Consider the following 24,424-nt stretch of genomic DNA (forward strand, 5'->3'; position numbering starts at 1 on the left):
AAGATGAGCCGCTCATTCGAGCGGCTTTTTCTTTGTCAGGACAATTTGTACTGGCCCGATAGGTCGGGCAGAAACGCCTCGATCGCGGCGGTTGCCACAACATGCCGGGTTCCGGCAGCGGTATCCTCGACGTCCAGACCGCCTTTGACGGCCCGCACCTCGGCCCGGCCGCGGGGCAGATCAGCGGCGACCAGGTCACAATCCACTTGGCTTGGGTCCTGCACGCCGATTGTGACCAGCACGCGCATCTCGGCATGGTCGATGCCCAGTTTGGAAAACAGGGTGATTGAGGAATGGTGCAGCGCATCCTGCACTGCCCGCCGCGCCGCCTTGGTATAATCCTGACCATAGAGGTCGTTGCCGGTGCCCATCTCAAGAATGATGCGTTTTTCGGTCATACCACGGCCTCCATGTCGAACGAGACCACAATGGCCGCATTGGCAATGACGGTGCGCCCTTCGGTATGCGGTTTTTCGATATCCAGCCCGCCTTGCGTGACGGTGATATTGGGCTGACCGTAAGGGAAGATGGCTTTCAACGCGTCCTTGTCCACTTGATCGGGGTTCTGCACGCCAATCTCGGCATCGATAATCATTGCTTCCTTGGGAAAACCGAACAGCTCGGCCATGTTGACCGAATTGTGCCACAGCGCGTCTTTGATCGCCCGCAGCGCGGCCTCGGTATAATCCTCACGCCGCAGCGACGTGCCCATGCCGAATTCAACTAGAACCCGTGTCTTTGCCATCTGTGCCCCTTTTGCTTTTGCGCATTTGTCTGCAGCCACAGCAAACCGAATTCACCGGCACGTTCAAACAAAAAAACACCGAAATGAGGGTGGCAACTGATCAGATCGAGTGTGCTTTCCGGCTTGTTCCGAAGCCAATCAATGCTGGCAATCCGTATCCGCACATGACAAGACAATGGAACCACACAGAAATTACCTTCGGCGGAGCCCACATGCTGACCACGCCCGAACCTGACATGACAACGGCTGATAGGCGGGCATTTCTTGCCGAGGTCATCAGACCCCATGATCTTGGGTACAAGCTTGTTCGCGTGGGTGATTTTGGCGATGGCGGATATCTGCTGCCCAACGATCTTGATGATATCGTAGCCTGTTTTTCACCGGGCGTTTCCCTGCAATCCAGTTTTGAAATGGATCTGGCGAAACACGGGATTCCGTCATTTATGGCCGATGGCTCGGTCGACGAGCCGATGCTGAACGTTCCGGGTGCGGTTTTCGTCAAGAAGCATCTGGCTGCCAAAACGGGTTCGGACGTGATCTCGCTTGAGGATTGGATGGCAGAGTATGCGCCGTCCGAAGGCGACATGATCCTGCAAATGGATATCGAGGCGGCCGAATATCCGGTTCTGTCCACCCTGCCCGCCGCGCTTCTGAACCGGTTTCGCATCGTGGTGCTCGAACTTCACCGCATACCGTCGATCCTGATGAAGCCGGCTGCGTTCCAGCGGGCCTATCCTGCGTTGGCGGCGCTGCGTGACGGTTTTGTCTGCGCCCATATCCACCCGAATAACGCATCCGGTACGGTGGATATCGAAGGTGAAACCTTTCCCCGCGTGATCGAGGCCACCTTTGTGCGGCGTGATCGCGTGAAACAGATGGTCCCGGCGACCCGGTTCCCTCATCCTCTGGACCGGCGGCACAGGCCGAACGGACCGGTTTTCAAATTGCCGCAGGAATGGATCGGTCTAAGCTCGGGCGCGACATAGGCAATAAAAAAACGGGCACCGCACAGCGATGCCCGTTGATCAGAATACGCTTGGATCAGATGGATTCTTCGATCCAGCTTTGCAGGGCCGCCTTCGGGGCCGCACCAGCGCGGTTCGAGACAACCTGACCGTCCTTGAAGATGAACAGCGCCGGGATGCCGCGCACGCCCATGGCTGCGGCTGCGTTCGGGTTGCTGTCCACGTCCACCTTGGCGATTTTGATCTTGTCACCGTATTCAGCGGCCAGCTCTTCCAGAGCGGGGCCAATCTGCTTACAGGGGCCACACCATTCGGCCCAGAAATCGACAACAACGGGGATGTCGGAATTCTTGACTTCGGCGTCAAAGGTATCGTCGGTTACGGCTACGGTCGACATTTCATGTCTCCTGAATGGGGTAAACTCGGGAACAGAACGTAGGGTCGCCGCTGTCCGAGGTCAAGATATCTGGGTGTCGGCCAGCACATCCGTCACAAGATCGTGTGGCAACCACATAAGCTCGGCCGTGCGGGTCCACAGGATCGCCGTGCGGATTTCGCGATCCGGATAAATTTGGGCCAGGGCCTGCGCGTAAGCTCCCATCTGCCGCAACAGGCCTTCGGGGCAGGTCGCAGGGCTGTCGGGAACCGTGGCATTTGATTTGAAATCAATCACCTGCACATCGCTCTCGGTCACGATCAGCCGGTCGATCACCCCGTGCATTCGCCGCCCCTTCAGTTCGGCGGTGACCGGAACCTCGGCCAGCGCGTCGCCCGCGAATACCGCCTGCAGATGCTCTGCCGTCAGCACATTTTGCGCCTCGGTCAACAACTCCTGCCGCTCCGCATCCTGCATATCGGGCAGAACCCGAGCGCAGAGCTGCGGCCATTTTTCCTGCGCAATCGATGGCAGATGTTCCAGCAGCAGGTGCAGGCGCGTGCCGCGCAGCTTGGCGGCCTCTTCATCCTGACCAGAATCACCGGGCAAGGCTTTGGCGCCACCCAGATCGGACGGGCTGATCGTTTCCGGCGCGGGGTCCGGTGTCGTGGCAGGGTTCAGGAACAGATCCGGCAGTGGCGTATGGGTAATTTCGGGTTCTGCATGTTCGACAATCGGCAGCGTATCCCAATCGGCATGGGACAGGCGCAACGTGTCTGACTCCGGCAGTTGCGTGGCCCCTGCCCGCGCCATCGCGGTTTCAACCATCTGATACCAGCTGGTTCCGTCCTTACCGACATCCCCCGCCGCACCCACGATCAACCACTTTTCTGCCCGTGTTAGAGCCACATATAGCAGGCGCAGCCGTTCATTCTCCTCACGCGCCCGGGCCTCGGCCCGCGCTTGTGTGATCAGGGCTGGTGACGCATCCGCCGGGACTTTCCACAGCGGCGTGCCCTCACCCACCATGATCTCGGCGTCACGCGGGGCCTGTCGTTTGCCGGTGTCCGGCAAGATTACGATCGGCGCCTCAAGGCCCTTAGAGCCATGCACCGTCATCACGCGGATCATGTTTCCGACGCCGCTCATCTGCCGTTTGATTTCCAGATCGTCGGTCTGCATCCACACAAGAAAGCCGGTCAGGCTGGGGATATCGGTCCGCTCATAGGCCAGCGCCTGCGAAAGCAGCGCATTGATCCCGTCCTCGGCCTCGGCCCCCAGACGCCCCAGCAGCTTCCGCCGGCCGTCGTGGCGGGTGAGAATCCGTTCGATCAGGTCGTAGGGGCGCAGAAAGTCGATCTGACCGCGCAGATCGTTGAGGATGTCCAGCGTTTCCGGGAACTCCTCAGCCCGACTGCGCAGAGCCGCCCACAGGAATTGTTCCTGCCGCCTGTGCGCCAGATCGAACAATTGCTGTTCCGTCCAGCCAAACAGAGGCGATTTCAGCACGGTCGCCAGTGACAGGCTGTCTTCGGGCGTGGCCAGAAAGCTGAGCAGCGCGGCCAGGTCTTTCACGGCCAGTTCCGCGCCCACTTTCAACCGGTCGGCCCCTGCGATGGGCAGGCGCAGGGCCTTGCACGCACGGATGATCTCGGCAAACAGATCGGATCGGCGCTGAACGAGGATCAGGAAGTCCCCCGGTTGCACTTTGCGGCGCACGAATGTTCCGGGCGCGTCGCCATCTTCGGGGATCGTTTCACCGTGGTCGATCATGTCCTTGATCGACTGAGCCACCTTCTCGGCCAGAATGACAGTGTGATGCCGCGCGCCGGGGCGATCAACCGGATCGGTCCAGTCGCCATCATCGTCTTCGTCGACCTTTTCAACCACCGGCCACAGATCGACCCGACCCGGCAGGTCCGCCTTGAAGGCACGGTGCAGGCTGTCCTTGTGAAACCCGGCCTCAGCCCGGTTTTCGAACAGGATATCGACCAATGACAAGATCGCACTGGAGGACCGGAACGAGTATTCCAGCGTTGAATCCCACAGTTTAGAGCCTGATTCCGCCAATCTGCGCCCAAACTCTTGCTGCATCCGGTCAAAGGCCTGCGGGTCGGCACCCTGAAAGGAATAGATCGACTGCTTCTTGTCGCCGACCACGAAAATCGTGCGCTCAACCCCGGATCTGGCCCCTTCCCCGCTGGTGAATTCCTGCGCCAGTTTCTCGACCACGTCCCATTGGTCGGGGCTGGTGTCCTGAGCCTCGTCGACCAGAATGTGGTCGATGCCGCCGTCCAGCCGGTACAGCACCCATTCCGCAACAGCCGGGTCGTTCAACACCTGCCGCGCGCGCAGGATCAGATCGTCGAAATCCAGCCAGCCGCGCAACTGCTTGCGGTGTTCGTATTCCGGCAGGAAAGCGGCGGCAAAGCGGTGCAGCACATGGGTTTTGCGTGCCGCAACCAGCGCCAACCTCTGCTCGCGCGCGGCCTCGATGCGCAGCATGAAGGATTCCAGCTGAGGCATCTGCGCGGCCAACGCGCCTTCGCGCAGGGCCTTGGTGGGGAAGCTGTTGATCTTGGCCGTAAAGGGTTCCTTTGCGGATTTCCCGGTCAGAAACACGCTTTCCAGTACAGGCAGGCTACCAATCCGAACCTCGGTGAAAGCCGACAGTTTGGCGGCCGCTTTGGCGTTGTTGCCGCCACTTTCGGTTAGCGCAGGCAGGATCGAGCGGATCAGCTCAACCTCACCCCCCATGAAAACGCGGGCTTGCAGGGCGTCCTCGTCAAACCCCTCTGGCAAGTCGAAGCGGAGCAACAGATCGGACCAACCCAGCGATTGGGCAAACAGGTTGCGTTTGTGGGTGATCGCAGCCGTCAGGTTCTCAAAACCGGTATCAGTAACAAATCGCGCCACATCTTCGATCAGCGCGGCCTGCGGGCCTTCGGCGAAATCCTCAACAATTTCTTCTCGTAACAGGGCTGCGGCGCGGTCTTCCATCTCGGAGAATTGCGGACTGACCCCGGCCTCCAGCGGAAAACGCCGCAGGAGTGAGGCGCAGAATGAGTGGATCGTCTGGATTTTCAGCCCGCCTGGCGTCTCAATGGCGCGGGCAAACAGGGTGCGCGCCTGTGCCAGCCGGTCTGGGTCGATCACCCCGGGCACGCCCAGGTCGGTCAGTTGGGCCAACAGCGCTTCGTCGCCCAACATCGCCCACTCACCCAACCGTTTGAACAGTCGGTTCTGCATCTCGCTGGCGGCGGCCTTGGTGTAGGTCAGGCAGAGGATGTGCTGCGGTTGCACTCCACCCAGCAGCAACCTCGCCACACGGTCGGTCAGAACCCGCGTCTTGCCCGACCCTGCATTGGCCGCCAGCCAAGTTGAGGCATCGGGCATTGCGGCCTGCACCTGCCGCTCGGTCGCGTCGTTGCGGGCGTTCATTTCAGCACCTCGGGATCGGTCTCATCGGTGCGGTCCCATTCGCCGAAGCGGGCCAGATGGTCATAGTCGCCAATATCGGTGTCCTTGTGCAGCATCCGTCGCGATGTGAAGCCCTGATCAGGCTCTAAATAAGCCGAAATCAGATCCTTCAGTTCAGCCAGAACTTTGTCGGGCGGTTCCTTGGCCAAGGGAGCTGCGACCTCTTTGTAGCTGCCGCCCATGCCGATAAAGACAGCCTCAGCCACCGGCAGCGGGTCTATGCCTTCGATGGCGCCCTGCTCGGCCATCGCCGCCTCGATCAGCAGCTGTTTGTCGAACTTAGCCTGCTGGCTTTCGGTCGGAGGGGCACCGGTCTTGTAATCCACAATCCGTAGCGCGCCGCGACTGTTGTGGTCGATCCGGTCCGCCCGTCCCGCGATGGTGAAATCCAGAGGGCTCAGCACCAATTTCATCGCCGCCTCGAAGGCCACCGGCCCTCCGTCCCCGCGTCGGGCGGTTTCGGCGGTCAGGAAGTCGTCGGCAATTCGTTCCAACCGTGCCAGCCATAATTTCCGGGCCGTCGGCCAGGCGACATGCTGATCCAGCAGGGCCTCGGCCCGTTTCAGGAAATTCTCACGGGTCAGCAATGCACCGTCCAACACGCTGTCCTTGACGAAATGTTCGAGGATTTCGTGGATGACGATCCCACGCAGCAAGGCGTCCGGGGCCTGCACCAAAGGATCCAGAGGCCGCAGCCGCAGCACATGCTTGGCGTATATCGCATAAGGATCACGGATCAGGCGCTTGATTTCGGTGACACTCAGACGGCTCGGGCGTGCGGCGACCGGCGGGCGCGGAGATGGGCGTGGCGCCGGATCGATCCGCGGTGCGGCCTCGAGTTGTTCTGACCAACGCAAATATGTCTGACCCCGAGCACGCATTGCCGACAAAGCAGCCCGACCACCCTGCCCCGGCAAGCCCTGCAACAGGTTGGTCATCCGGTTCAGCCAACGCGAAGGCACGGTTTCAGCATCATCCGACCGGGTTGCGCGGGTCAGCCAGACCTCGGGCGCACCGACGGCTTGTTGGAAATCATGGGCCGACAGGCCAATGCGGCGTTCGGGCAGCAACAGCCCGGCTTTGTCGCGCATCTGACGATTCAGCCAGGGGTCGGGCGCGGCGGCCTCGGGCCAGCTGCCCTCGTTCAGACCGCCAAGGATCAGCAAATCGGCCCCCTGCACACGTGCCTCGAGCGTTCCCCAGATCATAATGTGCGGATGCGGCGCGTCGCGGTCGCGGACCTCTTCACCGGCCAGCAGCGCACCCAGCAGATCTGCGAAATCGTGGGCGGTCATCGGGCCGCCATGTTCCGCCTCATCCTCCAGTGCGGTCAGAACCTTCAATGCCTTTTGGCCTGCGTTCTTCTCCCACAGCGGTCCGGATTCGCCCTCACTACCGGCTGAAATCGCCTCGGCCAAACTCCGCACGCGGGTCACCCAACTCGACAAGGGCAGCTCACCGGTTACATGCTGGTCGCAGAAATGGGCGGTGAGCCAGCGCATCCAGCCTTCGGGCACTTCTTTTCGAATGGCGAATGCGGTCAGGCTGGCGCTGTCGGGGAACGGAGGGCCATGCCACCGCAAATCCAGTTCCAGATCGCGACTATGCAGCAGATGCGCGCCGCGATCGCCGCCGCCGTGGCAGAGCGGGTGTTTCAACAGGGTCAGCAGCGCTTCACCCTCAAGCCTCCGAGCAAACAGGCCTGCTACATGGCGCAGAAACCGTCCCGGAGGTGACAGCTGCAGCGGCAGGCCCGCACTGTCATCGGGCAGGATGTTCCAACGATCCAGCGCGGCGCTGACCTGGCGGGTCAGCATCCGGTCGGGGGTGATCAGGGCGGCGGTCTGGCCGGTTTCGGCGGCCTCGCGCAGGCGCAAGGCGATGGCCAGCGCCTCGGCCCGTGGGGATTGCGCCTCGACCAAGGTAAGGTCTTGCGTGGCACCGTCCAGATTGGTCAGTTGGGGACCTTCGGACATCCAGGCATCGGTGATCGGGGCAGGGCGTAGGGCCAGTGAAATCAATCTGTTACGGGCAGGTGAAGGGGCGGGCGCATCAGTCCAAGGCACGATCTGACCGGATTGCATTTCAAGTCGCGTCATCAGCTTGCGGAAGCGGTATTGCGGGTGATCTTCCGAGGTCAGCGCCTCGTCCAACCCCCGCCAGACATGGTCCGGCTGGTCGAAGTCATAACCGGGCAGGATCAGCGCCCCTTGTGGAAGGCGGGCCACGGCCTCCATCAACATCAGCGTGGTGCCACGCGACCCGGTCGAACCTGCGAGGATCACCGGATGTTGCGGCGGCGCCACCTGCCAGCGGTCGATCAGGTTTTCCACCACGCGCCGTTGTCGCGCCTGAGCGTCCAGCGCATCCGGGCCGGAGTCGATGAAATGATCGGCAATCCCGATAAAGGCCTGCGCGCGGGCCCAATGGCCGGACATATCGCTGACATCCAGTTGGCGGATCGCATCTGGGGAAACACCTTCGCCCTGCATCTCGTCAATCAGCGCGGCCAAACTGTCGGAGAGATCAAACAGCGAAGACCGGGCGGCCAAATCAGGTTGTTGTTCCAACAACTTGGCGACCAGTTGCGTCAGCTCCAATCTGCGCCGCAGCGGCGGGATCGCAGGCGGGATTTGCGCCAGATCGATGCTTTCGCCCAGATCGGTGACCAGTGAAAGCCGCGGTAGCAGACAAGCTGGCCCCTGATCGAACAGATCGCGCACACGGCGGGCCATGCGGCGGGTGTTCACGACCAGCTGCACTCGGGCCAGGGCCTCGGGCGGGTGCTCGGCGCTGCGCTGTCGCAGCCCATCCACCAGCGCTTTGGGGAAATCCGATCCGGGCGGAACGGCAAAGACGCGGGGCGTGGCGCTGGGTTTAAACATCCGCGATCAGCCCTTCGGCCAAGGCGATCCCTTCGGGCCGGCCCACATCGCACCAGCGGCCGGGATAGGTGGCCGCGAACAGACGACCCTGGCTATGCATCTGATCCCAAAGCAGATTCAGCGAGAAGGCCTTGTCCGGAATGGACATCAACCGGTCTGTTTTAAGGATCTGTGCCCCGCCATAAACCAGGCCGGGTCCACGGGTGATCCGACCTTCGGCATCGGCGGTGAAATCTCCCGTGCCGGTGTGGCCGATGGTCTGGTTGGCCGGAACGCACATCAGCAACGCGTCCATCCGATCAGGGTCCCAGGCATCGCGTAGCAGGGTCAGAGGGTTCGGCCCGGCCCAGATCGCATCGGTGTTCAGAGTGTAAACCGGGTCCGGCCCCAGCAGGGGCAAAGCGGCCCGCAACCCGCCGCCCGTTTCCAGAATCTCAGGCTCTTCGCGGGACAGCAGCACGCCTTTGGGGGCCAGATGTGCCTCAAGCTGATCGGGCAGATAGTGCAGGTTGGCCACCACGCGATCCGGGCCGAGATCGGCCACCAGATCCAGCGCGTGATCGATCAGGGGACGGCCCGCGACCTCGATCAGAGGTTTCGGCCGATCCTTGGTCAACGCGCCCATACGGGTGCCAAACCCGGCGGCAAACAGCATCACGGCTTCGGGATGTCGGGTCATGTCTGTCTGAGCCTGTCCAGATTTTCCGGGGTTGGCGCGGGCAGGGCCGTACGCAGCAGTTCGGCCACGGTGGCCAGCGCAGGATGGTCCAGATCGCGCATCAGATGTGCCCATGTGGCCGGGATCAGATCAACATACTGAGGTTTGCCGTATTCCGTCGCCAGACGGGCAAACACGCCCAGAATCCGCAGGTTTCTCTGCGCCCCCAGCACGGCATAGGCGGTGCGGAAGTCATGATCGTTCACGCCTGTTGCGGTGAGATAGCGGTTGATCATTCGCATCTCGGTCCCCGGGGCCACGTCGCGGCGGACGTCCTGTAGCATCGACACAAGGTCATAGGCCGGATGGCCCAGCATGGCGGTCTGAAAATCCAACAGGCCCACCCGTTTCACACCGTCACGGTCCGGCAGCCAGATCATGTTCTCGGCGTGGTAGTCGCGCTGGATCACCACTTTGGTTCCCGAAGTTTCCTGATGCAGAATGTCCGAAAACCGGTGTTCGAATTGTTCCCGCGCGTCCGTGTCGTGCTGACCCAAAACCGCCTGTGCGTATTTGGTGAAGGACAGCGCGGCCAGTTCGGTCATCAGTGCCGGGCCGTAAGAGGGCAGAGACAGGGTGGGAGCCTGGTGCAGTGTGATCAGAACATCGGTAGCGGCCTCGTATAGCTGCCGCTCCATCTTTGGGTCTTGCTTCAGAATGCGGGCAAACAGGTCGTCGCCCAGATCTTCCAGCAACAGAAAGCCGAATTCCGTGTCCTCGGCGTAAATCTCGGGCGCGCTCAGGCCGATGGACCGCAGGTGGTTCGCCATGCGCACAAAGTCCTCGACCGGTTCGGCCTTGCCCGGTGGGGAATCCATCAGCACGGCGGTTCGGCCGGTTTCGGGATCGGTCAGACGTTCGTATCGACGGTTCGAGGCATCCCCGGCCAGTGGCGCACGCTTTGCGTTGGCCCACGGTGTTTGTGCTATCAGCGCCTCAGCCAGCACGGCCCTGTTAGTCATGCGGCGCTCTCCAGCTTTTGGGGCCATTTCGGATCGGACCATGACAGGGTCAGATGACGGTTTTCCATCGTATTAGGGTCTGTTTCAAAGCTCAGTTTCAGGGCGGTTTCAGGGGTCAGCGGGCCCAGTTTGTCAGGCCATTCGATCAGGCAGATGGCTGTGTCGAACGCCTCGGTCAGGCCCAGTTCCTCAATCTCTTCCACGGCGCTCAGCCGGTAGAGGTCGCAATGCCAGATCTCGCCCGCCGCGGTGTCATAAGCCTGTACCAGCGTGTAGGTGGGCGAGGGCACATCCTCGGGCACTGTCATCAGCGATTGGATCAGGCTGCGGGCGAAATGGGTCTTGCCGCTGCCGATCTCACCTTCAAGCAGCACCACGTCGCCCGAGCGCAATTCCGCCCCCAATCGGGCGGCAAACTGGGCTGTTTCTTCGGGCGAAGTCAGGGTGATCGAACGAGGGTGCAACGTCATGGCGCCACAATGACCTCAGGCCCTGTCGGCTGCAACCCGGTTCAGGCGCTGATTTGGCGGATCGGCTGTGATGTCGCAAGCTCGTCCACCACGAACCGGACAATGGTTGCGCCGTTCTGCATCGGGCTGACGACACAGGTCAGATCGATGCCGTTGCGCATACGTATGTCTCCGGACCATTCGGCTCGGTTGTCGCGCATCTCGACAAAATCGCGAACCTCACCCAGCAGCGGTGTGGCGGCACATTGGTCCTGCCAGCTGCGGGTCACGTCCAGCACCGAATCCGGTTCGAATCCGGTCTCATCAGAGGTTCCCCACAATTCTTGATAGGCGCGGTTGGTGAAGGCCAGCGTTCCATCATCGCCGAATACCGCGATTGCATCGGCCAGCTTGTCCAGAACCGATTGCATCAGGTCCATTTCCGAGCGGAACCTGCGGGTCAGGGTAATCTCGGCGGTAATGTCTTCGAACAGGAACGCCACCGCCCCGTCAGGATGCGGGCGCCCGCTGACCGAATAGACAGATCCCGACGGCAGTGACCAGGTTTCCTGATAATTCCCGTCCTCGGCAGCCTCGAGAAGGTCGTTCATCTGGCTGCGCCAGCTGCGGTAATTCTTGGGTTCCGGCATCATGTGCTGATCGCGCAGCCGGTCGAAAAAACTGGACAGGCTGGGGCGGCAACTGAGGAAATCCGGGGGCAGGGTGGTCAGGTCGATCAGGGCCGGGTTGAACAGCGCCAACTGACGGTTGCGGTCGAAGATCGCCAGCCCGATGGACAGCTGGGCAAAGGTCTTGGTCATGGTCTGAACGAATTTGCGCTGGGCGGTTTCGGCGGCAACAATGGCATTGATATCAACCGCGTAACACAGGTGGCCTTCGGGGTGATCGACCAGCGTCAGGTCGAACCACAGCTTGTTCTCACTGCTCTCGGATGAGATCGAGATGCGGGTTTTTGCGCCCAACCGTGCATCGCCGTCCGCCCCGGGAAACAGCGGTGCGGTCAGATCGGTATCCGGACCACGGACCTTTCTGACCAATGCGACATAGGCGGCATTGCACCAACGGACATTGCCTTGATGATCCACCAGCCAGACGGGGTATGGAGCTTGTTCCATTGCCAGACGGATCGGATCCTGTGCGTCGCGCTGGACCGGTGTGGGGCGTTCGGCGCTGTCGCGCAGTTGAACGCGGACGATGCCGTCAATCCACTCGCACAGGATGTCCCGTTCGACGGTGCAGTCGATGGCGGGAATGACCAGCGTGCCCTGACGGCGAATATGGTCGGGTGTTTCTGGAAAGCTGGGAAAATCCCGCTGCAGCAGGCGGCGCAGGTCGGGCCAGTCGCGGACGGCTTCGAACCCTTCAAGCGCGATGTCGGAATGGCTGATCAGGCGGTTGCCGTCGAACAGAAACACCGCATCATACAGCGATGCGGGTGCAGACAAGCCGAAATTGTCGCCCCTCTGCCGGCGGCGGGGCAATAGCCATTGCACCGCCAGGCTGGCAGACACCAGGCTGATCGCGGCCAGAATGATCCAGTCGACCATGCGCTCTCCGGAATTGATACCGGAAGGACTATGCGCGCTAATGGTTAACGGGGTCTTAACTCAGACCTGGATCTGCTGGTTCTCACCTGATGGCACAGGGGTATCGCCGGTCTGGGCATCCACCAGATTGCGCGGCCACGACACCTTTACAATCGCACCCCTGCGTTCGGGGTTGTCGCAGAGGGTTTGGTACGGGTCCGAGCCGTTGGCAAAATCCAACTCAGCCCCGCTGCGTTCCAGCAGGGTCTTGGCGATGAACAGGCCCAGACCCATGCCCTCATATTCCGGGCGGGTACTTTGTTCTTTCTCGGCCCGGCGACGGCGCATGAAAGGGTCGCCGATCCGGCCGATCATCTGTGACGGGTAACCGCGCCCGTCATCCATGATGTTGACGGTGATCTGATCCGAGGTCCATTCGGCCTCGACCCAGACATTGGCACGGGCAAAATCCACCGCGTTCTGGATCAGGTTGCGCAACCCGTGAATGATCTCGGGCTTGCGCAGGATTGAGGGCTGCTGCACATCGCCATCCCCCGCCGGACCTTCGGCGAAGTGTACGGTTTTGCCCCGGTGAAGGTGCGGCTCGGCGGCTTCATGCACCACGGTGGACAGGGGCGCCTGACGCAGATGCAGATCGTCTTTGCCAGCCCGGCCCATATCGCGCAGGATATCGCGGCAGCGGTTGGCCTGTTCGCGGATCAGGGCAGCGTCTTCTTTCAGGTCGGGGCGGTCATCCAGTTCCTCGATCAGTTCGGAGCTGGTCAGTTTGATGGTGGCCAGTGGCGTGCCCAGCTCATGCGCAGCAGCCGCAACCACACCGCCCAGATCGGTCAGCTTCTGTTCCCGGGCCAGCGCCATATGCGTCGCCGAGAGCGCCTCGGACATCGACTGGACTTCCGAACTGACGCGGTGGGAATAGGCGCCGATGAAGACGATGGCGATCACGACCGCTGCCCAATTGCCGAACAGAAGCATACCGGGGATTTCCAGCATCTGCCCTGCCTCAGTACGCAGCGGCAGGTGAAATTCGACCAGCAAAGAGGTCAGCGCAATCGCCACAGCCCCCACGATCACGGTCGAACGGGTGCTCATAACGTTGGCTGAAATCGTTACAGGACCCAGCAAAAGCAGTGCAAAGGGGTTGTTCAGGCCGCCGGTCAGGTACAGCAGGATCGCCAGCTGCAACAGGTCGAACAGCACCATCAGGAAGTTTTCGAACTCGGTCAGGCGCTTATTTTTCGGAAACAGCAGGATGGCGGTCATGTTGCCCATGACCGAGACGCCGATGGCCAGATAGCACAGCGCCAGCTCCAGCTGCACCTGAAAATACTGCTGTGCTACCGTGATCGCCGTGAACTGACCGATGATGGCCACCCAGCGCAGCAGGATCAGCGTGCGCAGCCGGATCCAGCTGCTGCGTTCCTGACTGCGCCATAATGTGATGTTGGAATTTGCCATCGGTCCATTTTGTCCTGTTGCATCGGCTGATCATCTTGATAGGTGTCCCGGCGGAAACGATCAACAACCCCTCATCTTAGGATTGATGTCATGATCCGTCTTTACGCCATCCTTGCAACCGTTGTTCTGGCCGTCGGTCTGGGCGCCATGTGGCTGCTGACGCGGGGGGCGGGATCGGACGATCAGTTCGCACAATGCCGGTCGGCCCAGATCGCGGGCGGTACAGCTGCAATCGGCGGCCCGTTCGAGCTGGTCAACGGCAAGGGTGAGACGGTCACCAACAAGGATGTGATCACCGAACCGACGCTGGTTTATTTCGGCTACACCTTCTGCCCCGATGTCTGCCCGTTTGACATGTCCCGCAACGCCGAGGCCGTGGATATCCTGGCCGAGCGCGGCCAGTCGGTGACACCGCTGTTCATCTCGATCGATCCCGACCGGGACACGCCGCAGGTGGTGGACGACTTTGCCTTCAACCTTGGCGGCAAGACCATTGCGCTGACCGGATCGCCCGAGCAGGTCAAGGCCGCCAGCAAGGCCTACAAGACCTATTACCGGGCGCAGGACAAAAGCGACGAGTTCTACCTGGTCGATCACTCCACCTTTACCTATCTGGTGACGCCCGAACACGGCTTCCTCGAGTTTTTCAACCGTGACGACACAGCGGAACAGATGGCCGAAAAGGTCGGGTGTTTTCTGGACAAGCTCTGATGCGTTTGACCTTTGGAATGGCGCTGCTATTACTCATGTTTAAGCCAAAGGCGTGAAATAGCGGAAAGAACAGAATATGGCGGACAGCTCAGACCTCGATATCGGCCCCGATAAATCCCTGCTTTTGGTGGATGACGACGAGCCGTTTCTGAGGCGACTGGCCAAGGCCATGGAAAAACGCGGGTTCGAGGTTGAAACCGCAGGTTCCGTCGCCGCAGGCCGCGCCATCTCCACCGCCCGCCCGCCTGCCTATGCCGTGGTCGATCTGCGGCTTGAGGATGGCAACGGTCTGGATGTGGTCGAGGTTCTGCGTGAAAAGCGCCCCGACAGCCGGGTTGTGGTTCTGACCGGATATGGCGCGATTGCCACCGCCGTGGCCGCCGTCAAGATCGGTGCGACCGATTATCTGTCCAAACCCGCCGACGCCACCGACATCACCAGCGCACTACTGGCCAAGGGCGACGAACTGCCCCCGCCGCCGGAAAACCCCATGAGTGCGGATCGTGTACGCTGGGAGCATATTCAGCGAGTCTATGAGCTGTGTGACCGGAACGTCTCTGAGACCGCCCGCCGCCTGAACATGCACCGCCGGACCTTGCAGCGGATTTTGGCGAAGCGCAGCCCGCGGTAAATGCACCGGCAGAAGTCGCCTGACTAGTTCACATCCTTGTAAACGAGTGCGAGATAGGCCTGCCCAACGGTTTCGTATTTCACCTTTGCCCAAAGACCGATGAGCATTTCCTCATCGGATAGCTTTCGATCATAGATATTGGTGACCTTTATTTTCCCGTCAGGCAGTTCCTCGTCTAGTTCCCACGTCTTAGGAGTCAGGTCGGAAAATCGCAGATACATGAGGGCGAAAACAACCAAGTGTCTTTTGCCAATAGAAATGGCATAGTCCTCGATTTCTCGGACGGTGGTTTGCGTTTCGGAAAAAACAGCTCTGTTTGCGACCCGTTCCAGTTTTACAAACAGTCCGAATAGCTTTGGATCATTTAAAGTGATCAGACCATCTTCGGATTTTTCGACCCCGTGAGTAATCAGTTTGCTTTTTACATATTGGTAAATGGACGTTTCGTACATTCTGGTACTCTTTGTTGCGATACATGATGAGGATCGAGATGATTTAGCACGCGGCTAACAGCATTTCATGCCGCGCCTTATACGCCTCCCGCACCTCAACCGGCGGGCGCAAGGTAATCTCCAACCCCTCCATCACCGCTTTGTCCGGGCGGCCAAAGAACTTGGTCGCCTCAGACTCCGAAAAGCCTGCGATCTGGGTGGCCTCCATCCAGGCGCTGATCTTGTCGGCCTTTTTGATCTGACGTTTCACCGTTTTCGGCACCGCTGCGGGCAGGCCGAACCGGATATGAATCGCTGCCGCCAACCGGTCATCCAGCGCGCCGTAATCGGGGCCGACGGCGGATTTGACGGGCGAGATCATATCTCCGATCACATATTCCGGCGCATCATGTAACAAAGCCGCGAGGCGCCATTTCACCGGTGCTTTTGGCGCGATCCGGCCAAAAAGTTCTTCGACCAGCAGGGAATGTTCGGCCACGGAATAAGCAAAGTCCCCAGCGGTTTGGCCGTTCCAGCGGGCCACAAAGGCCAGTCCGTGGGCGATATCTTCGATTTCGATGTCTACAGGGGTCGGGTCCAGCAGGTCCAGCCTGCGCCCCGACAACATCCGCTGCCATGCTCGTGCTTGTGTTGCCATAATGCCATGCCTTGTGAAGTGGGACACGTAAATTTCGCGTTTTTGTGCTATGATGTACCTGTCGAGATCACCAGCTGCCAACTTTTTCTTGACCAGCCGTGCTTTGAATTGGCGCGTGGTGGTACCGACATTTGTGCTGAGGGGGGTGCATGCTCCTCCTGGTGTGCCCCTCTCGGAACGTAACTCGTATCGAAAGGAGCTAGCTATGTTTAAGCGACTGTTTGGAATTACCCTGGCCTTTGGAATGGCTGCCACTGCCCCACCCGCGTTTGCCCAAAGTTGTGCAATGCGCGAGCAAGTGATCGCCAAGCTGCAGGACAGTTATTCGGAAGAGCTGGTCTTTGGTGGATTGCAGAAAACACGCGGTGCGCAGACGATCATGGAGGTCTGGACCTCGAAGGAAACCGGAAGCTACACGGTTCTGGTGACCCAGGCGAACGGCATCAGTTGTATTGTCGCCGTTGGCACAGATTTTTTTGAAGCGGTCCCGAAGATTAAGCTAAAGGGTCAACCCAGCTGATTTGAGCGGCGGAATTCCCCGTTTCCGGCCATTCGCGTTGCCACCTGCCCCAAGGAATGCTAGGGGCCAGCCCGAACGTGATTTACCTCAATGGAGCACCTGATGGCCGGGGACTATATCGTCAAAGACATTTCGTTGGCCGGGTTTGGCCGCAAAGAGCTGGATATCGCCGAAACCGAGATGCCGGGCTTGATGTCCCTGCGCGCAGAATATGGCGAGGCAAAGCCGCTGAAAGGCGCGCGGATCGTCGGTTCGCTGCACATGACCATTCAGACTGCGGTTCTGATCGAAACCCTGGTGGCGCTGGGCGCCGATGTGCGCTGGGCGTCGTGCAACATTTTCTCGACCCAGGACCACGCGGCCGCCGCGATTGCCGAGGCTGGCATTCCTGTCTTCGCCATCAAGGGCCAGACGCTGGAAGAGCATTGGGATTACCTGGACAAATCCTTCCTGTTCGACGAAGGCCCGAACATGATCCTGGACGATGGCGGCGACGCGACGTTGTACATCCTGCTGGGCGCACGCGCCGAAGCAGGTGAGGACATCATCGCCGTTCCGGGTTCGGAAGAGGAAGAGGTGATTAAGAAGCAGATCGCCAAGCGTATGGCGGCATCCCCGGGTTGGTTCACAAAGATGCGCGACCAGATTCAGGGCGTGTCCGAGGAGACCACCACCGGTGTGAACCGCCTGTATCAACTGGTCAAAGACGGCCACCTGCCGTTCCCGGCGATAAATGTGAACGACTCGGTCACCAAGTCGAAATTCGACAACAAATACGGATGTAAGGAATCGCTGGTCGACGGTATCCGCCGCGCCACCGACACCATGATGGCTGGTAAAGTTGCCGTTGTCTGCGGTTACGGCGACGTGGGCAAAGGCTCGGCTGCCTCGCTGCGTGGCGCAGGCGCCCGTGTAAAGGTCACCGAGGTTGACCCGATCTGCGCGCTGCAAGCCGCGATGGACGGGTTCGAGGTCACCCTGCTGGAAGACGAAGTCGAAAGCGCGGATATCTTCATCACCACCACCGGCAACAAGGACGTGATCCGCATCGAGCATATGCGCGAGATGAAGGACATGGCCATCGTCGGCAATATCGGTCACTTCGACAATGAAATTCAGGTCGCCAGCTTGAAGAACCACAAATGGACCAACATCAAGGAACAGGTGGACATGATCGAGATGCCTTCGGGCAACCGTCTGATCCTGCTGTCCGAAGGCCGCTTGCTGAACCTCGGCAACGCCACCGGTCACCCGTCCTTCGTGATGTCGGCCTCGTTCACCAACCAGGTTCTGGCGCAGATCGAGCTGTTCACCAAAGGCGACGAGTATAAAAACGACGTCTACATCCTGCCCAAGCATCTGGATGAGAAAGTGGCCCGTCTGCATCTGGACCGCATCGGTGTGAAACTGACCAAGATGGACGCTGAGCAGGCCGCCTATATCGGTGTGAAACCCGAAGGCCCTTACAAGCCCGAGCACTATCGTTACTAATTTCCGCAAATGTCGGAAATGAAACGGCGGCCGATTGGCCGCCGTTTTCTTTTGCCGTCAGCGCAGCGGTGGTATGAAATCCCCCCGGCCTTGCGGTGTGAAATCCAGTATGTTCCATAAAGGCCAAGCCGCATCCACATGCCGCGGGTGCCAGTCGCTCGGCTCGAAAAACAGCTCAGAACTCCAGAAGTGAGTGATCCCATCCTGATCGCGCTGAAAGACGTTTAGGATCGGCAACTGGCGTCCGTCCTCGCTCTCGGCCAGATAGTCGCGCTGATAATCCGTACCAAGCGCGGAATACAGCAGCAGATCGGTCCATCCCATCTTTGCTTTGAGGACAGACAGCTTTTCAGAGGTGTTCTGCGCCACAACGGCAAAGGCAATTTTTTGGGCAATATGCGCGACTTGCCCATTCAGGCCGTCCAGAAACGCCGAGCACATGGGGCAGGGCGCCTGTGCATCCGGACCATACATGAGCGAATAGATCGCCAATGTGTCGTGAGCGCCGAACAAGGATGACAATGCCGCAGGCTCACCCCGGTCCGAGTGAAAAATATAGTCCTGAGGAATCTCCCCGCCTTTTGGCAAGCCGCGCCGCAGGTTTGCAACGTTTTCGACTTTTGCTCGAAGCTCGGCTTCTGCCTGCAGCAGAGCGTTTCGAGCGGACCTGTATTGCGGGCTTTCATTTGGTAGCGACACGGGCATTGTGACTTCCTGATTCCAAGTGGTTAACCTTGTTTAACATAAATGTTAAATAAAGGCATGCGAAAATCAAGCTGAGGGTCAAACGCGCGGTTTTAGGGGGAATGCAGCGAATTTTTCCCTTTGTGCAATTTTTGGCGCCCGTTACCGTGTTTACGGCGCTGGTATAGCCTGAAACCAATTTTGAACCAGGAGATGACAATGGGTAAACGCGACGAGCTGATCGCCAAATATGCTGAGGACCTGAAAGGCAAATGCGGGATGGACCCCGATATGGACCTGCTGACCAAGGTTACCATCGGTTGTGGTCCGGCGATCTATGACGCCGACGCGTCGACTGTGGCGGCTACACAGGAAGGTGAGCTTGAGACGGTCAAGAACAACTTCCTGATCAAAAAGCTGGGTCTGGCAGAGGGCCCCGAGCTGATGGAAGCGATCAACTCGGTTCTGGAAACCTATGGCATGTCCGAGCGCAACAAGTACCGCGCCGTGGTCTATTACATGCTGACCAAGCATTTCGGCAAAGAGGCCGTCTACGCCTAAGCCACACGTTTTTCCGATGAAACGCCCGCCTCCCCATCGGCGGGCGTTTTGTATTTGAGCCTTATTTTAAAGACTTGGTATTTGAAACGCCTGACGAAACCCGGCTATGGTTCAAGTATGACCAGGACGGTCAGAACCAGAGATTTCCATACGCGTGTGGTGAGTAGGGAGCACGCGGGGGTAGGGAAGGTTCTGCATCCGTCAGGACCTTCCCTTTTTTCACAAACAGCTTTGAGATCAACGGTATCGCCAGATAGACTCGGCCGATATTTAAAGTTGTTTGTGAGAGTGCCATGCCATTCAAGAACCGAACCAGCGATGACAAGCCGGGTGTATCGATCAAAGAGGCCGGAAGTTTCTTTGCTGGTGGGCGCCGGGTGACACTTACCGGCCAGCCGGTCCAGAAGATACAGGTAGCGCGGAACGCACCTGCCCGAACGGTCGACATGAATGGAGATTACATCACCGGGCAGTGCTACGTTCAGTATCTGCTTCAATCCGCACCCGAATTCGATGCGCCGCTCATGTTCTGGCACGGGGGTGGAATGACAGGCGCCACATGGGAATCCACACCTGACGGTCGCCCCGGATGGCACAACTTCTTTCTGAACGCGGGCTTTGATACGTATCTCTGTGACGCGGTCGAGCGCGGTCGGGCAAGCTGGTCACCCTATCCTCAGATCTACAAGGACAATCCTGTGTTTCGTACTCAGAACGACGTCTGGACCATGTTCCGGTTCGGGCCAGCGGGTGCGTATGAGTCTGAGGAAAGCGCAAGAAACCCTTTTGACGGGATCAGATTCCCCCTGAATGCGCTGGATATTTTGGGTGCTCAACTGGTGCCACGTTGGACAACGCATGCGGAAATGACGCTTGATGCCTATTATCAGGCGCTTGCGCGGGTTGGTCCGGTCTGGTTGATCGCTCACAGTCAGGGTGGCAATTTTGCGTTGGAAGCGGCCGCAACGCACCCAGAGTTCTTCAAAGGAGTTGTTGTCATCGAACCGGCCTCGGCGCCTCCAGCCACAGGGAAGGCTGCGCAAGTACCGCATCTGTTTGTCTGGGGCGATTTCATCGATGAGTTCGCGATCTGGACCACTTATCGTGCGAAGGCAGATCAGTATGTGGGTCAATTGCGATCAGGGGGCGGTTCGGTTCAACTTCTCGATCTTCCCGGCGAAGGGATCACCGGGAATACGCATGTCATGATGATGGATGACAACTCGGACCAGATCGCCGCTTTGGTTCTGGATTGGATCAGGAAAACGGCGCAATCCGCGTAAGCGAGTTGCTCAGTCTGCCTGCGTATCCCCGAGCGCGCAGATCACCTGCCATTCGGCTTCGCTAACCGGCTGCACCGACAGGCGCGAGTTTCTCACCAGCACCATCTGATCCAAACGCTCATCCGCCTTGATCTGGTCCAGCGTCACCGGCGTTTTGAACGGCCGCACCGCCTTGATATCCACGCATTCCCAGCGTTCGTCATCGGTGGTGCTGTCGGGATGGGCCTCGGCGCAGACCTCGACGATGCCGACGATCGCCTTGTCCTTTTGCGAATGGTAGAAAAACCCGCGATCGCCAACAGCCATCTGCCGCATGAAGTTGCGCGCCTGATAGTTGCGCACGCCGTCCCATTCTTCGCCTGCATCCCCTTTGGCAACCTGCTGGTTCCAGCTCCAGGTCGATGGCTCGGATTTGAACAGCCAATATGCCATCAGCCGATGACCTTCTTCCACGGGATCAGGTCGACGGACTGGAACAGCCCAGCCTTGGCATAGGGATCATTCTCGGCCCAGATTTCGGCCGCGGCCATGTCTTCAACCTCCAGAATCACCAACGAGCCGATCATCGCGTCACCGTTCAGCAACGGGCCGGCCTGCGAAACGACACCGGTTTCCTCGATATAGGCCAGATGGGCGGCGCGGTTGTCCAGCCGGGTTTGCAAGGCGCCGTCCTTGTCACGGGCGATGAGGGCGATCAGCATGTTATTCCTCCTTGAGGGGTCGGTTGAGCAGGGTGTCGATGGCTTGCGGGACACTGTAGATGCCGTGGCTCAGGTCCGCCACCGTGGCGCTGATGGGCATGTCCAGCCCTTCGTTTGTGGCGATCTCGGACATGGCCCGTGCGGTGGCGACGCCTTCGACCGTTGTCTGGCTGTCAAAGGGACGATTCAGACCCAAACTAAGGCCATACCGGTAGTTTCGCGACAATTCGGACGAGCAGGTGAGCACCAGATCCCCCAACCCGGACAGCCCCATCAGGGTATCGGGTCGTGCACCGCGCATCAGGGCAAAGCGCTGCATCTCGGCAAACCCGCGGGTCATCAGGGCGGCGCGGGCGCTGTCGCCAAGGCCCGCCCCGATGGCGGCCCCACAGCCGATGGCCATTACATTCTTCAACGCGCCGCCCAGTTCCGCCCCAATCACATCGGTGGTGCGATAGAGGCGCAGGTTGGCCGTGGTCAGTTCATGCTGCAGGTTCTGGCTCAGATTGTCATCGGCACAGGCCAGCGTCAGCGCCGTGGGTAAGCCACGCGCGATGTCATCGGCAAAGCTGGGTCCGGTCAAAAGGGCAGGGTGTGCGTCCGGGATGGTCTCGCGGATCACCGAAATGGGTCCGAGGCCCGAGGACAGCTCGATCCCCTTGCAGCAGGCGACCAGTGTTTTTCCGGCCAGAACAGAGGCATGCTCCGTCAAGGCGGCGCGCAGTTTCTGCATAGGTACGGCCAGCAAAAGCACGTCAGCGGCAATCGCGTCTTGAATATCGGCCGCCACCGAGATCACATCGGGCAGTGTCACATTCGGCAGTCGCGCGGTATTCTCGCGGCTGCTCTGCATGTGCCGGGCCTGCTCGCCATTCCGCGACCACAGCGTGACCGGCCCGTTCCCGGCCAGCGAAATCGCCAATGCTGTGCCGAAGGCCCCCGATCCAAGTACTGAAACACTCATGCCTTGGCCCCTTTCTTGCCGCTGCCCAACATGGCCGGGCTGGTTTGGTCCAAAGGCCAGCGGGGACGGGCTGTCAGGTCCAGACCATCGCGGGCACCGGTGCGAAAACGCTCCATCCCGGCATAGGCGATCATGGCAGCGTTGTCGGTGCAAAGGGTCAGTGGTGGCGCCGTGAATCGCGCGCCTTTTTCGGCGCAAACAGTCTCTAACGCGGCGCGAATGGCTGAATTTGCAGCGACGCCTCCGGCCACAGCAATGACCGGGTCCGACGGACTCTCCTCCAGATACCGGTCCATTGCCCGGCGGGTTTTCTCGGCCAGAGTGTCCACGATGGCTTGCTGAAACCCGGCGCACAAATCGGCGCGGTCCTGACGAGTCAGGCCGCCTTTTTCGGCAACGATCTGATCCCGCATCCGCATCAACGCGGTCTTGAGCCCCGAGAACGACAGATCACATCCGGGCCGATCCAACAGAGGCCGGGGAAACCGAAAGCGTTTGGGATCGCCCGACCGCGCCTCGGCCTCGACCGAGGGGCCACCGGGTTGTGGCAGGCCCAGCAGGCGGGCGGTCTTGTCGAAGGCTTCACCGGGCGCGTCGTCAATAGTGCCGCCCAGGCGGGTAAATTGCTCGGGGCCGTGGGCGATAAGGTATTGGCAATGGCCACCCGAAACCAGCAGCATCAGATAGGGAAACGCGATCCCGTCGGTCAGGCGCGGCGTCAGCGCGTGACCGGCCAAGTGGTTGACGCCGATCAGCGGCAGGCCGGTCGCGGCGCTCAGCCCCTTGGCGCACATGACGCCGGACATGACACCGCCGATCAGGCCCGGGCCGGCGGTCACCGCAATGGCGTCCATGTCAGAAAGGGTCAGCCCCGCGGCCTCCAACGCCTGCTCCACGCAGATATCCAGTTTCTCGGCATGGGCACGGGCCGCAATCTCGGGCACCACGCCGCCATAGGCACTGTGCAATTCGGTCTGGCCATGCACGATGGAGGACAGCACTTCGGCCCCGGCGCCATCCGTTTGGCGCACCACGGCGGCGGCTGTGTCGTCACAGCTGCTTTCCAGCCCGAGGACGGTAAGTGTTTGCACCATTGGCCTGATCCGTTACACCTTGATTGCCAAGCGGGGTATCACCCCGCGCGGATGCAAACAATCCCAAGGCGGAAGGCGCCGACTTTTGTATTTGCTGATGACCCGCCCGCGTGCTGCCTCAGAACGGTTCGTTGCGCAGCTGCCAACCCGCACCAGATCCCGGGTCGAGGTCATCTATTCTCCTATCCTCGAAATCAGACCCCTGCCGGTCAAGGTGGATGCGCAGGGTATGCGGGGGCTGATCTTTACCTCGGCCAACGCGGTGAATGCCGCCGCGTCGCTGGGCGTGGCGCGGGACATGCCCGCCTTTTGCGTCGGCCCCGCCACCACCGGTACGGCAAAAGGAGCAGGGTGGGATGCGCAGATGGTTGGCGCCACCGCCGAGGAACTGGTGGCCTATTTGCTAAAACATCGACCTGAAAGCCCCCTGTTGCATCTGCGGGGCGAACACAGCCGGGGCAATATCGCCTCGCGCCTGACCGAGTCGGGCCTGACAGTGCGCGAACAGCCCGTCTATCAGCAGCGCCTGTTACCGCTGACACCCGAGGCGGCCACGGCCGCGGCCGGAGATATACCCGTCATCGCGCCCCTCTTTTCGCCCAGAACGGCGCGACAATTTGCCGATATCTGGGCCGGTTCGGCACCCTTATGGCTGGCTGCGATCAGCGAAGCGACGGCGGAACCCCTTTATTCCTTGGACTATGCGCGCCTGAAGATCGCCAAAGAGCCGACCCCGAAGAAAATGCAGAAAGCCGTGAAAAAGCTTGTGAAACATGCGATGCGGGTTGAGGGAGGCGAGACCACCGATTAACCTAGAGTGGCCTGTTATTCATGTGAAATTGGATTCGATAAGGGGAACGTTGCGGTGGCTGGTAAGAAGAAATCCGATCAAAAGCCGGTGGAAGACCCCAAGTCCGAGGAGACGGTCGAATTCACCTCGCAGCGGGAAGAGCCGCCTGTTGACTCAGACGCACCTGTAGAAGAGGCCCTTTCCGAAGCCGAAGCCGAAGCCGAAGCCGAAGCCGAAGCCGAAGCCGAAGCCGAAGCCGAAGCCGAAGCCGAAGCCGAAGCCGAAGCCGAAGCCGAAGC

General features: G+C 60.1%; 24 protein-coding genes and 2 pseudogenes. 9 read left to right on the forward strand and 17 right to left on the reverse strand.

From position 1 onward, the window contains the following. Positions 1-35 precede the first annotated feature (35 nt). The gene (locus ACR0KW_RS12870) at positions 36-398 is read right to left on the reverse strand and encodes a Lin0512 family protein (RefSeq protein WP_170326101.1); all 363 of its coding nucleotides are present in this window, start codon (positions 396-398) and stop codon (positions 36-38) included. Beyond that, a complete protein-coding gene (locus ACR0KW_RS12875; RefSeq protein WP_480805340.1) occupies positions 395-745 on the reverse strand; it encodes a Lin0512 family protein in 351 nt (116 codons plus the stop codon). The genes ACR0KW_RS12870 and ACR0KW_RS12875 overlap by 4 nt, the downstream gene beginning before the upstream one ends. 212 nt (positions 746-957) lie before the next feature. Between ACR0KW_RS12875 and ACR0KW_RS12880 the strand changes: the two genes are divergently transcribed. After that, positions 958-1,731: a class I SAM-dependent methyltransferase gene (locus ACR0KW_RS12880; RefSeq protein ID WP_480805341.1), complete on the forward strand. Its 774-nt coding sequence runs from the start codon at positions 958-960 to the stop codon at positions 1,729-1,731. Between the two features lie 55 nt (positions 1,732-1,786). Here the strand turns inward: ACR0KW_RS12880 and trxA are convergent. From trxA to regB, 8 genes and pseudogenes are all read right to left on the reverse strand, one after another. Next, positions 1,787-2,128 (reverse strand): annotated as a pseudogene (gene trxA, locus ACR0KW_RS12885) (thioredoxin); the annotation flags it as partial. A gap of 39 nt (positions 2,129-2,167) precedes the next feature. Next, positions 2,168-5,527, reverse strand: a complete 3,360-nt coding sequence (gene addA, locus ACR0KW_RS12890) for a double-strand break repair helicase AddA (RefSeq protein ID WP_480805342.1) — start codon at positions 5,525-5,527, stop codon at positions 2,168-2,170. Further along, entirely contained in the window at positions 5,524-8,451 is a 2,928-nt protein-coding gene (gene addB, locus ACR0KW_RS12895; RefSeq protein WP_480805343.1) for a double-strand break repair protein AddB, read from the reverse strand. Before addB ends, addA begins: the two co-directional genes overlap by 4 nt. Continuing rightward, positions 8,444-9,130, reverse strand: coding sequence for a nucleotidyltransferase family protein (locus ACR0KW_RS12900; protein ID WP_480805344.1), 687 nt, complete (start codon positions 9,128-9,130; stop codon positions 8,444-8,446). Before ACR0KW_RS12900 ends, addB begins: the two co-directional genes overlap by 8 nt. Further along, entirely contained in the window at positions 9,127-10,131 is a 1,005-nt protein-coding gene (locus ACR0KW_RS12905; protein ID WP_480805345.1) for an aminoglycoside phosphotransferase family protein, read from the reverse strand. The genes ACR0KW_RS12900 and ACR0KW_RS12905 overlap by 4 nt, the downstream gene beginning before the upstream one ends. Continuing rightward, complete coding sequence (tsaE, locus tag ACR0KW_RS12910) at positions 10,128-10,601, reverse strand: tRNA (adenosine(37)-N6)-threonylcarbamoyltransferase complex ATPase subunit type 1 TsaE (protein ID WP_480805346.1); 474 nt, start codon at positions 10,599-10,601, stop codon at positions 10,128-10,130. The genes ACR0KW_RS12905 and tsaE overlap by 4 nt, the downstream gene beginning before the upstream one ends. Positions 10,602-10,642: 41 nt before the next feature. Next, positions 10,643-12,148 (reverse strand): PAS-domain containing protein, encoded by a 1,506-nt coding sequence (locus ACR0KW_RS12915; protein ID WP_480805347.1) that lies wholly within the window; start codon positions 12,146-12,148, stop codon positions 10,643-10,645. Between the two features lie 60 nt (positions 12,149-12,208). Further along, positions 12,209-13,606 (reverse strand): sensor histidine kinase RegB, encoded by a 1,398-nt coding sequence (gene regB, locus ACR0KW_RS12920; RefSeq protein WP_170326091.1) that lies wholly within the window; start codon positions 13,604-13,606, stop codon positions 12,209-12,211. Positions 13,607-13,696: 90 nt separating this feature from the next. Here regB and ACR0KW_RS12925 point away from each other — a divergent pair, with 90 nt between their 5' ends. Together ACR0KW_RS12925 and ACR0KW_RS12930 are read left to right on the forward strand one after the other, a co-directional pair. After that, positions 13,697-14,317 (forward strand): SCO family protein, encoded by a 621-nt coding sequence (locus ACR0KW_RS12925; protein WP_480805348.1) that lies wholly within the window; start codon positions 13,697-13,699, stop codon positions 14,315-14,317. Between the two features lie 76 nt (positions 14,318-14,393). Further along, positions 14,394-14,948: an ActR/PrrA/RegA family redox response regulator transcription factor gene (locus ACR0KW_RS12930; RefSeq protein ID WP_058283361.1), complete on the forward strand. Its 555-nt coding sequence runs from the start codon at positions 14,394-14,396 to the stop codon at positions 14,946-14,948. A gap of 23 nt (positions 14,949-14,971) precedes the next feature. Here the strand turns inward: ACR0KW_RS12930 and ACR0KW_RS12935 are convergent, their stop codons facing one another. Next, positions 14,972-15,400: a hypothetical protein gene (locus ACR0KW_RS12935; protein WP_480805349.1), complete on the reverse strand. Its 429-nt coding sequence runs from the start codon at positions 15,398-15,400 to the stop codon at positions 14,972-14,974. A gap of 43 nt (positions 15,401-15,443) precedes the next feature. Next, positions 15,444-16,037 carry an HD domain-containing protein gene (locus tag ACR0KW_RS12940; RefSeq protein ID WP_480805350.1) on the reverse strand — a complete coding sequence of 198 codons (594 nt, stop codon included), beginning with the start codon at positions 16,035-16,037 and terminating at the stop codon, positions 15,444-15,446. Positions 16,038-16,242: 205 nt separating this feature from the next. Here ACR0KW_RS12940 and ACR0KW_RS12945 point away from each other — a divergent pair, with 205 nt between their 5' ends. Both ACR0KW_RS12945 and ahcY read left to right on the forward strand, forming a co-directional pair. Next, complete coding sequence (locus ACR0KW_RS12945; protein ID WP_480805351.1) at positions 16,243-16,557, forward strand: hypothetical protein; 315 nt, start codon at positions 16,243-16,245, stop codon at positions 16,555-16,557. 102 nt (positions 16,558-16,659) lie between these two features. Then, positions 16,660-18,048, forward strand: a complete 1,389-nt coding sequence (gene ahcY, locus ACR0KW_RS12950; RefSeq protein WP_480805352.1) for an adenosylhomocysteinase — start codon at positions 16,660-16,662, stop codon at positions 18,046-18,048. A 57-nt stretch (positions 18,049-18,105) separates the two neighbouring features. Here the strand turns inward: ahcY and ACR0KW_RS12955 are convergent, their stop codons facing one another. Further along, on the reverse strand, positions 18,106-18,753 hold the full coding sequence (locus ACR0KW_RS12955) for a DUF899 family protein (RefSeq protein ID WP_480805353.1): 648 nt from the start codon (positions 18,751-18,753) through the stop codon (positions 18,106-18,108). Positions 18,754-18,951: 198 nt separating this feature from the next. Between ACR0KW_RS12955 and ACR0KW_RS12960 the strand changes: the two genes are divergently transcribed. Together ACR0KW_RS12960 and ACR0KW_RS12965 are read left to right on the forward strand one after the other, a co-directional pair. After that, positions 18,952-19,293 carry a DUF2853 family protein gene (locus ACR0KW_RS12960; RefSeq protein ID WP_170326084.1) on the forward strand — a complete coding sequence of 114 codons (342 nt, stop codon included), beginning with the start codon at positions 18,952-18,954 and terminating at the stop codon, positions 19,291-19,293. Positions 19,294-19,586: 293 nt separating this feature from the next. Next, positions 19,587-20,576, forward strand: coding sequence for an alpha/beta hydrolase (locus tag ACR0KW_RS12965; protein ID WP_480805354.1), 990 nt, complete (start codon positions 19,587-19,589; stop codon positions 20,574-20,576). 9 nt (positions 20,577-20,585) lie between these two features. Here ACR0KW_RS12965 and ACR0KW_RS12970 read toward each other — a convergent pair whose 3' ends face one another. Genes ACR0KW_RS12970 through tsaD form a run of 4 tightly spaced genes read right to left on the reverse strand, consistent with a single transcriptional unit; the run spans position 20,586 to position 23,335 of the window. After that, the gene (locus tag ACR0KW_RS12970; protein ID WP_480805355.1) at positions 20,586-21,008 is read right to left on the reverse strand and encodes an EVE domain-containing protein; all 423 of its coding nucleotides are present in this window, start codon (positions 21,006-21,008) and stop codon (positions 20,586-20,588) included. Continuing rightward, the gene (locus ACR0KW_RS12975) at positions 21,008-21,277 is read right to left on the reverse strand and encodes a YciI family protein (RefSeq protein ID WP_170326081.1); all 270 of its coding nucleotides are present in this window, start codon (positions 21,275-21,277) and stop codon (positions 21,008-21,010) included. The genes ACR0KW_RS12970 and ACR0KW_RS12975 overlap by 1 nt, the downstream gene beginning before the upstream one ends. Before the next feature lies 1 nt (position 21,278). After that, positions 21,279-22,241, reverse strand: a complete 963-nt coding sequence (locus ACR0KW_RS12980; RefSeq protein ID WP_480805356.1) for an NAD(P)H-dependent glycerol-3-phosphate dehydrogenase — start codon at positions 22,239-22,241, stop codon at positions 21,279-21,281. After that, positions 22,238-23,335, reverse strand: a complete 1,098-nt coding sequence (tsaD, locus tag ACR0KW_RS12985) for a tRNA (adenosine(37)-N6)-threonylcarbamoyltransferase complex transferase subunit TsaD (RefSeq protein ID WP_480805357.1) — start codon at positions 23,333-23,335, stop codon at positions 22,238-22,240. The genes ACR0KW_RS12980 and tsaD overlap by 4 nt, the downstream gene beginning before the upstream one ends. A 97-nt stretch (positions 23,336-23,432) precedes the next feature. On the opposite strand from tsaD, the gene ACR0KW_RS12990 reads away from it, so the two are divergent. Next, a complete protein-coding gene (locus ACR0KW_RS12990; protein WP_480805358.1) occupies positions 23,433-24,146 on the forward strand; it encodes a uroporphyrinogen-III synthase in 714 nt (237 codons plus the stop codon). A gap of 54 nt (positions 24,147-24,200) precedes the next feature. Then, a pseudogene (locus ACR0KW_RS12995) lies at positions 24,201-24,424 on the forward strand (hypothetical protein); the annotation flags it as partial.

Source organism: Ruegeria sp. CG11 (genome assembly GCF_056537245.1).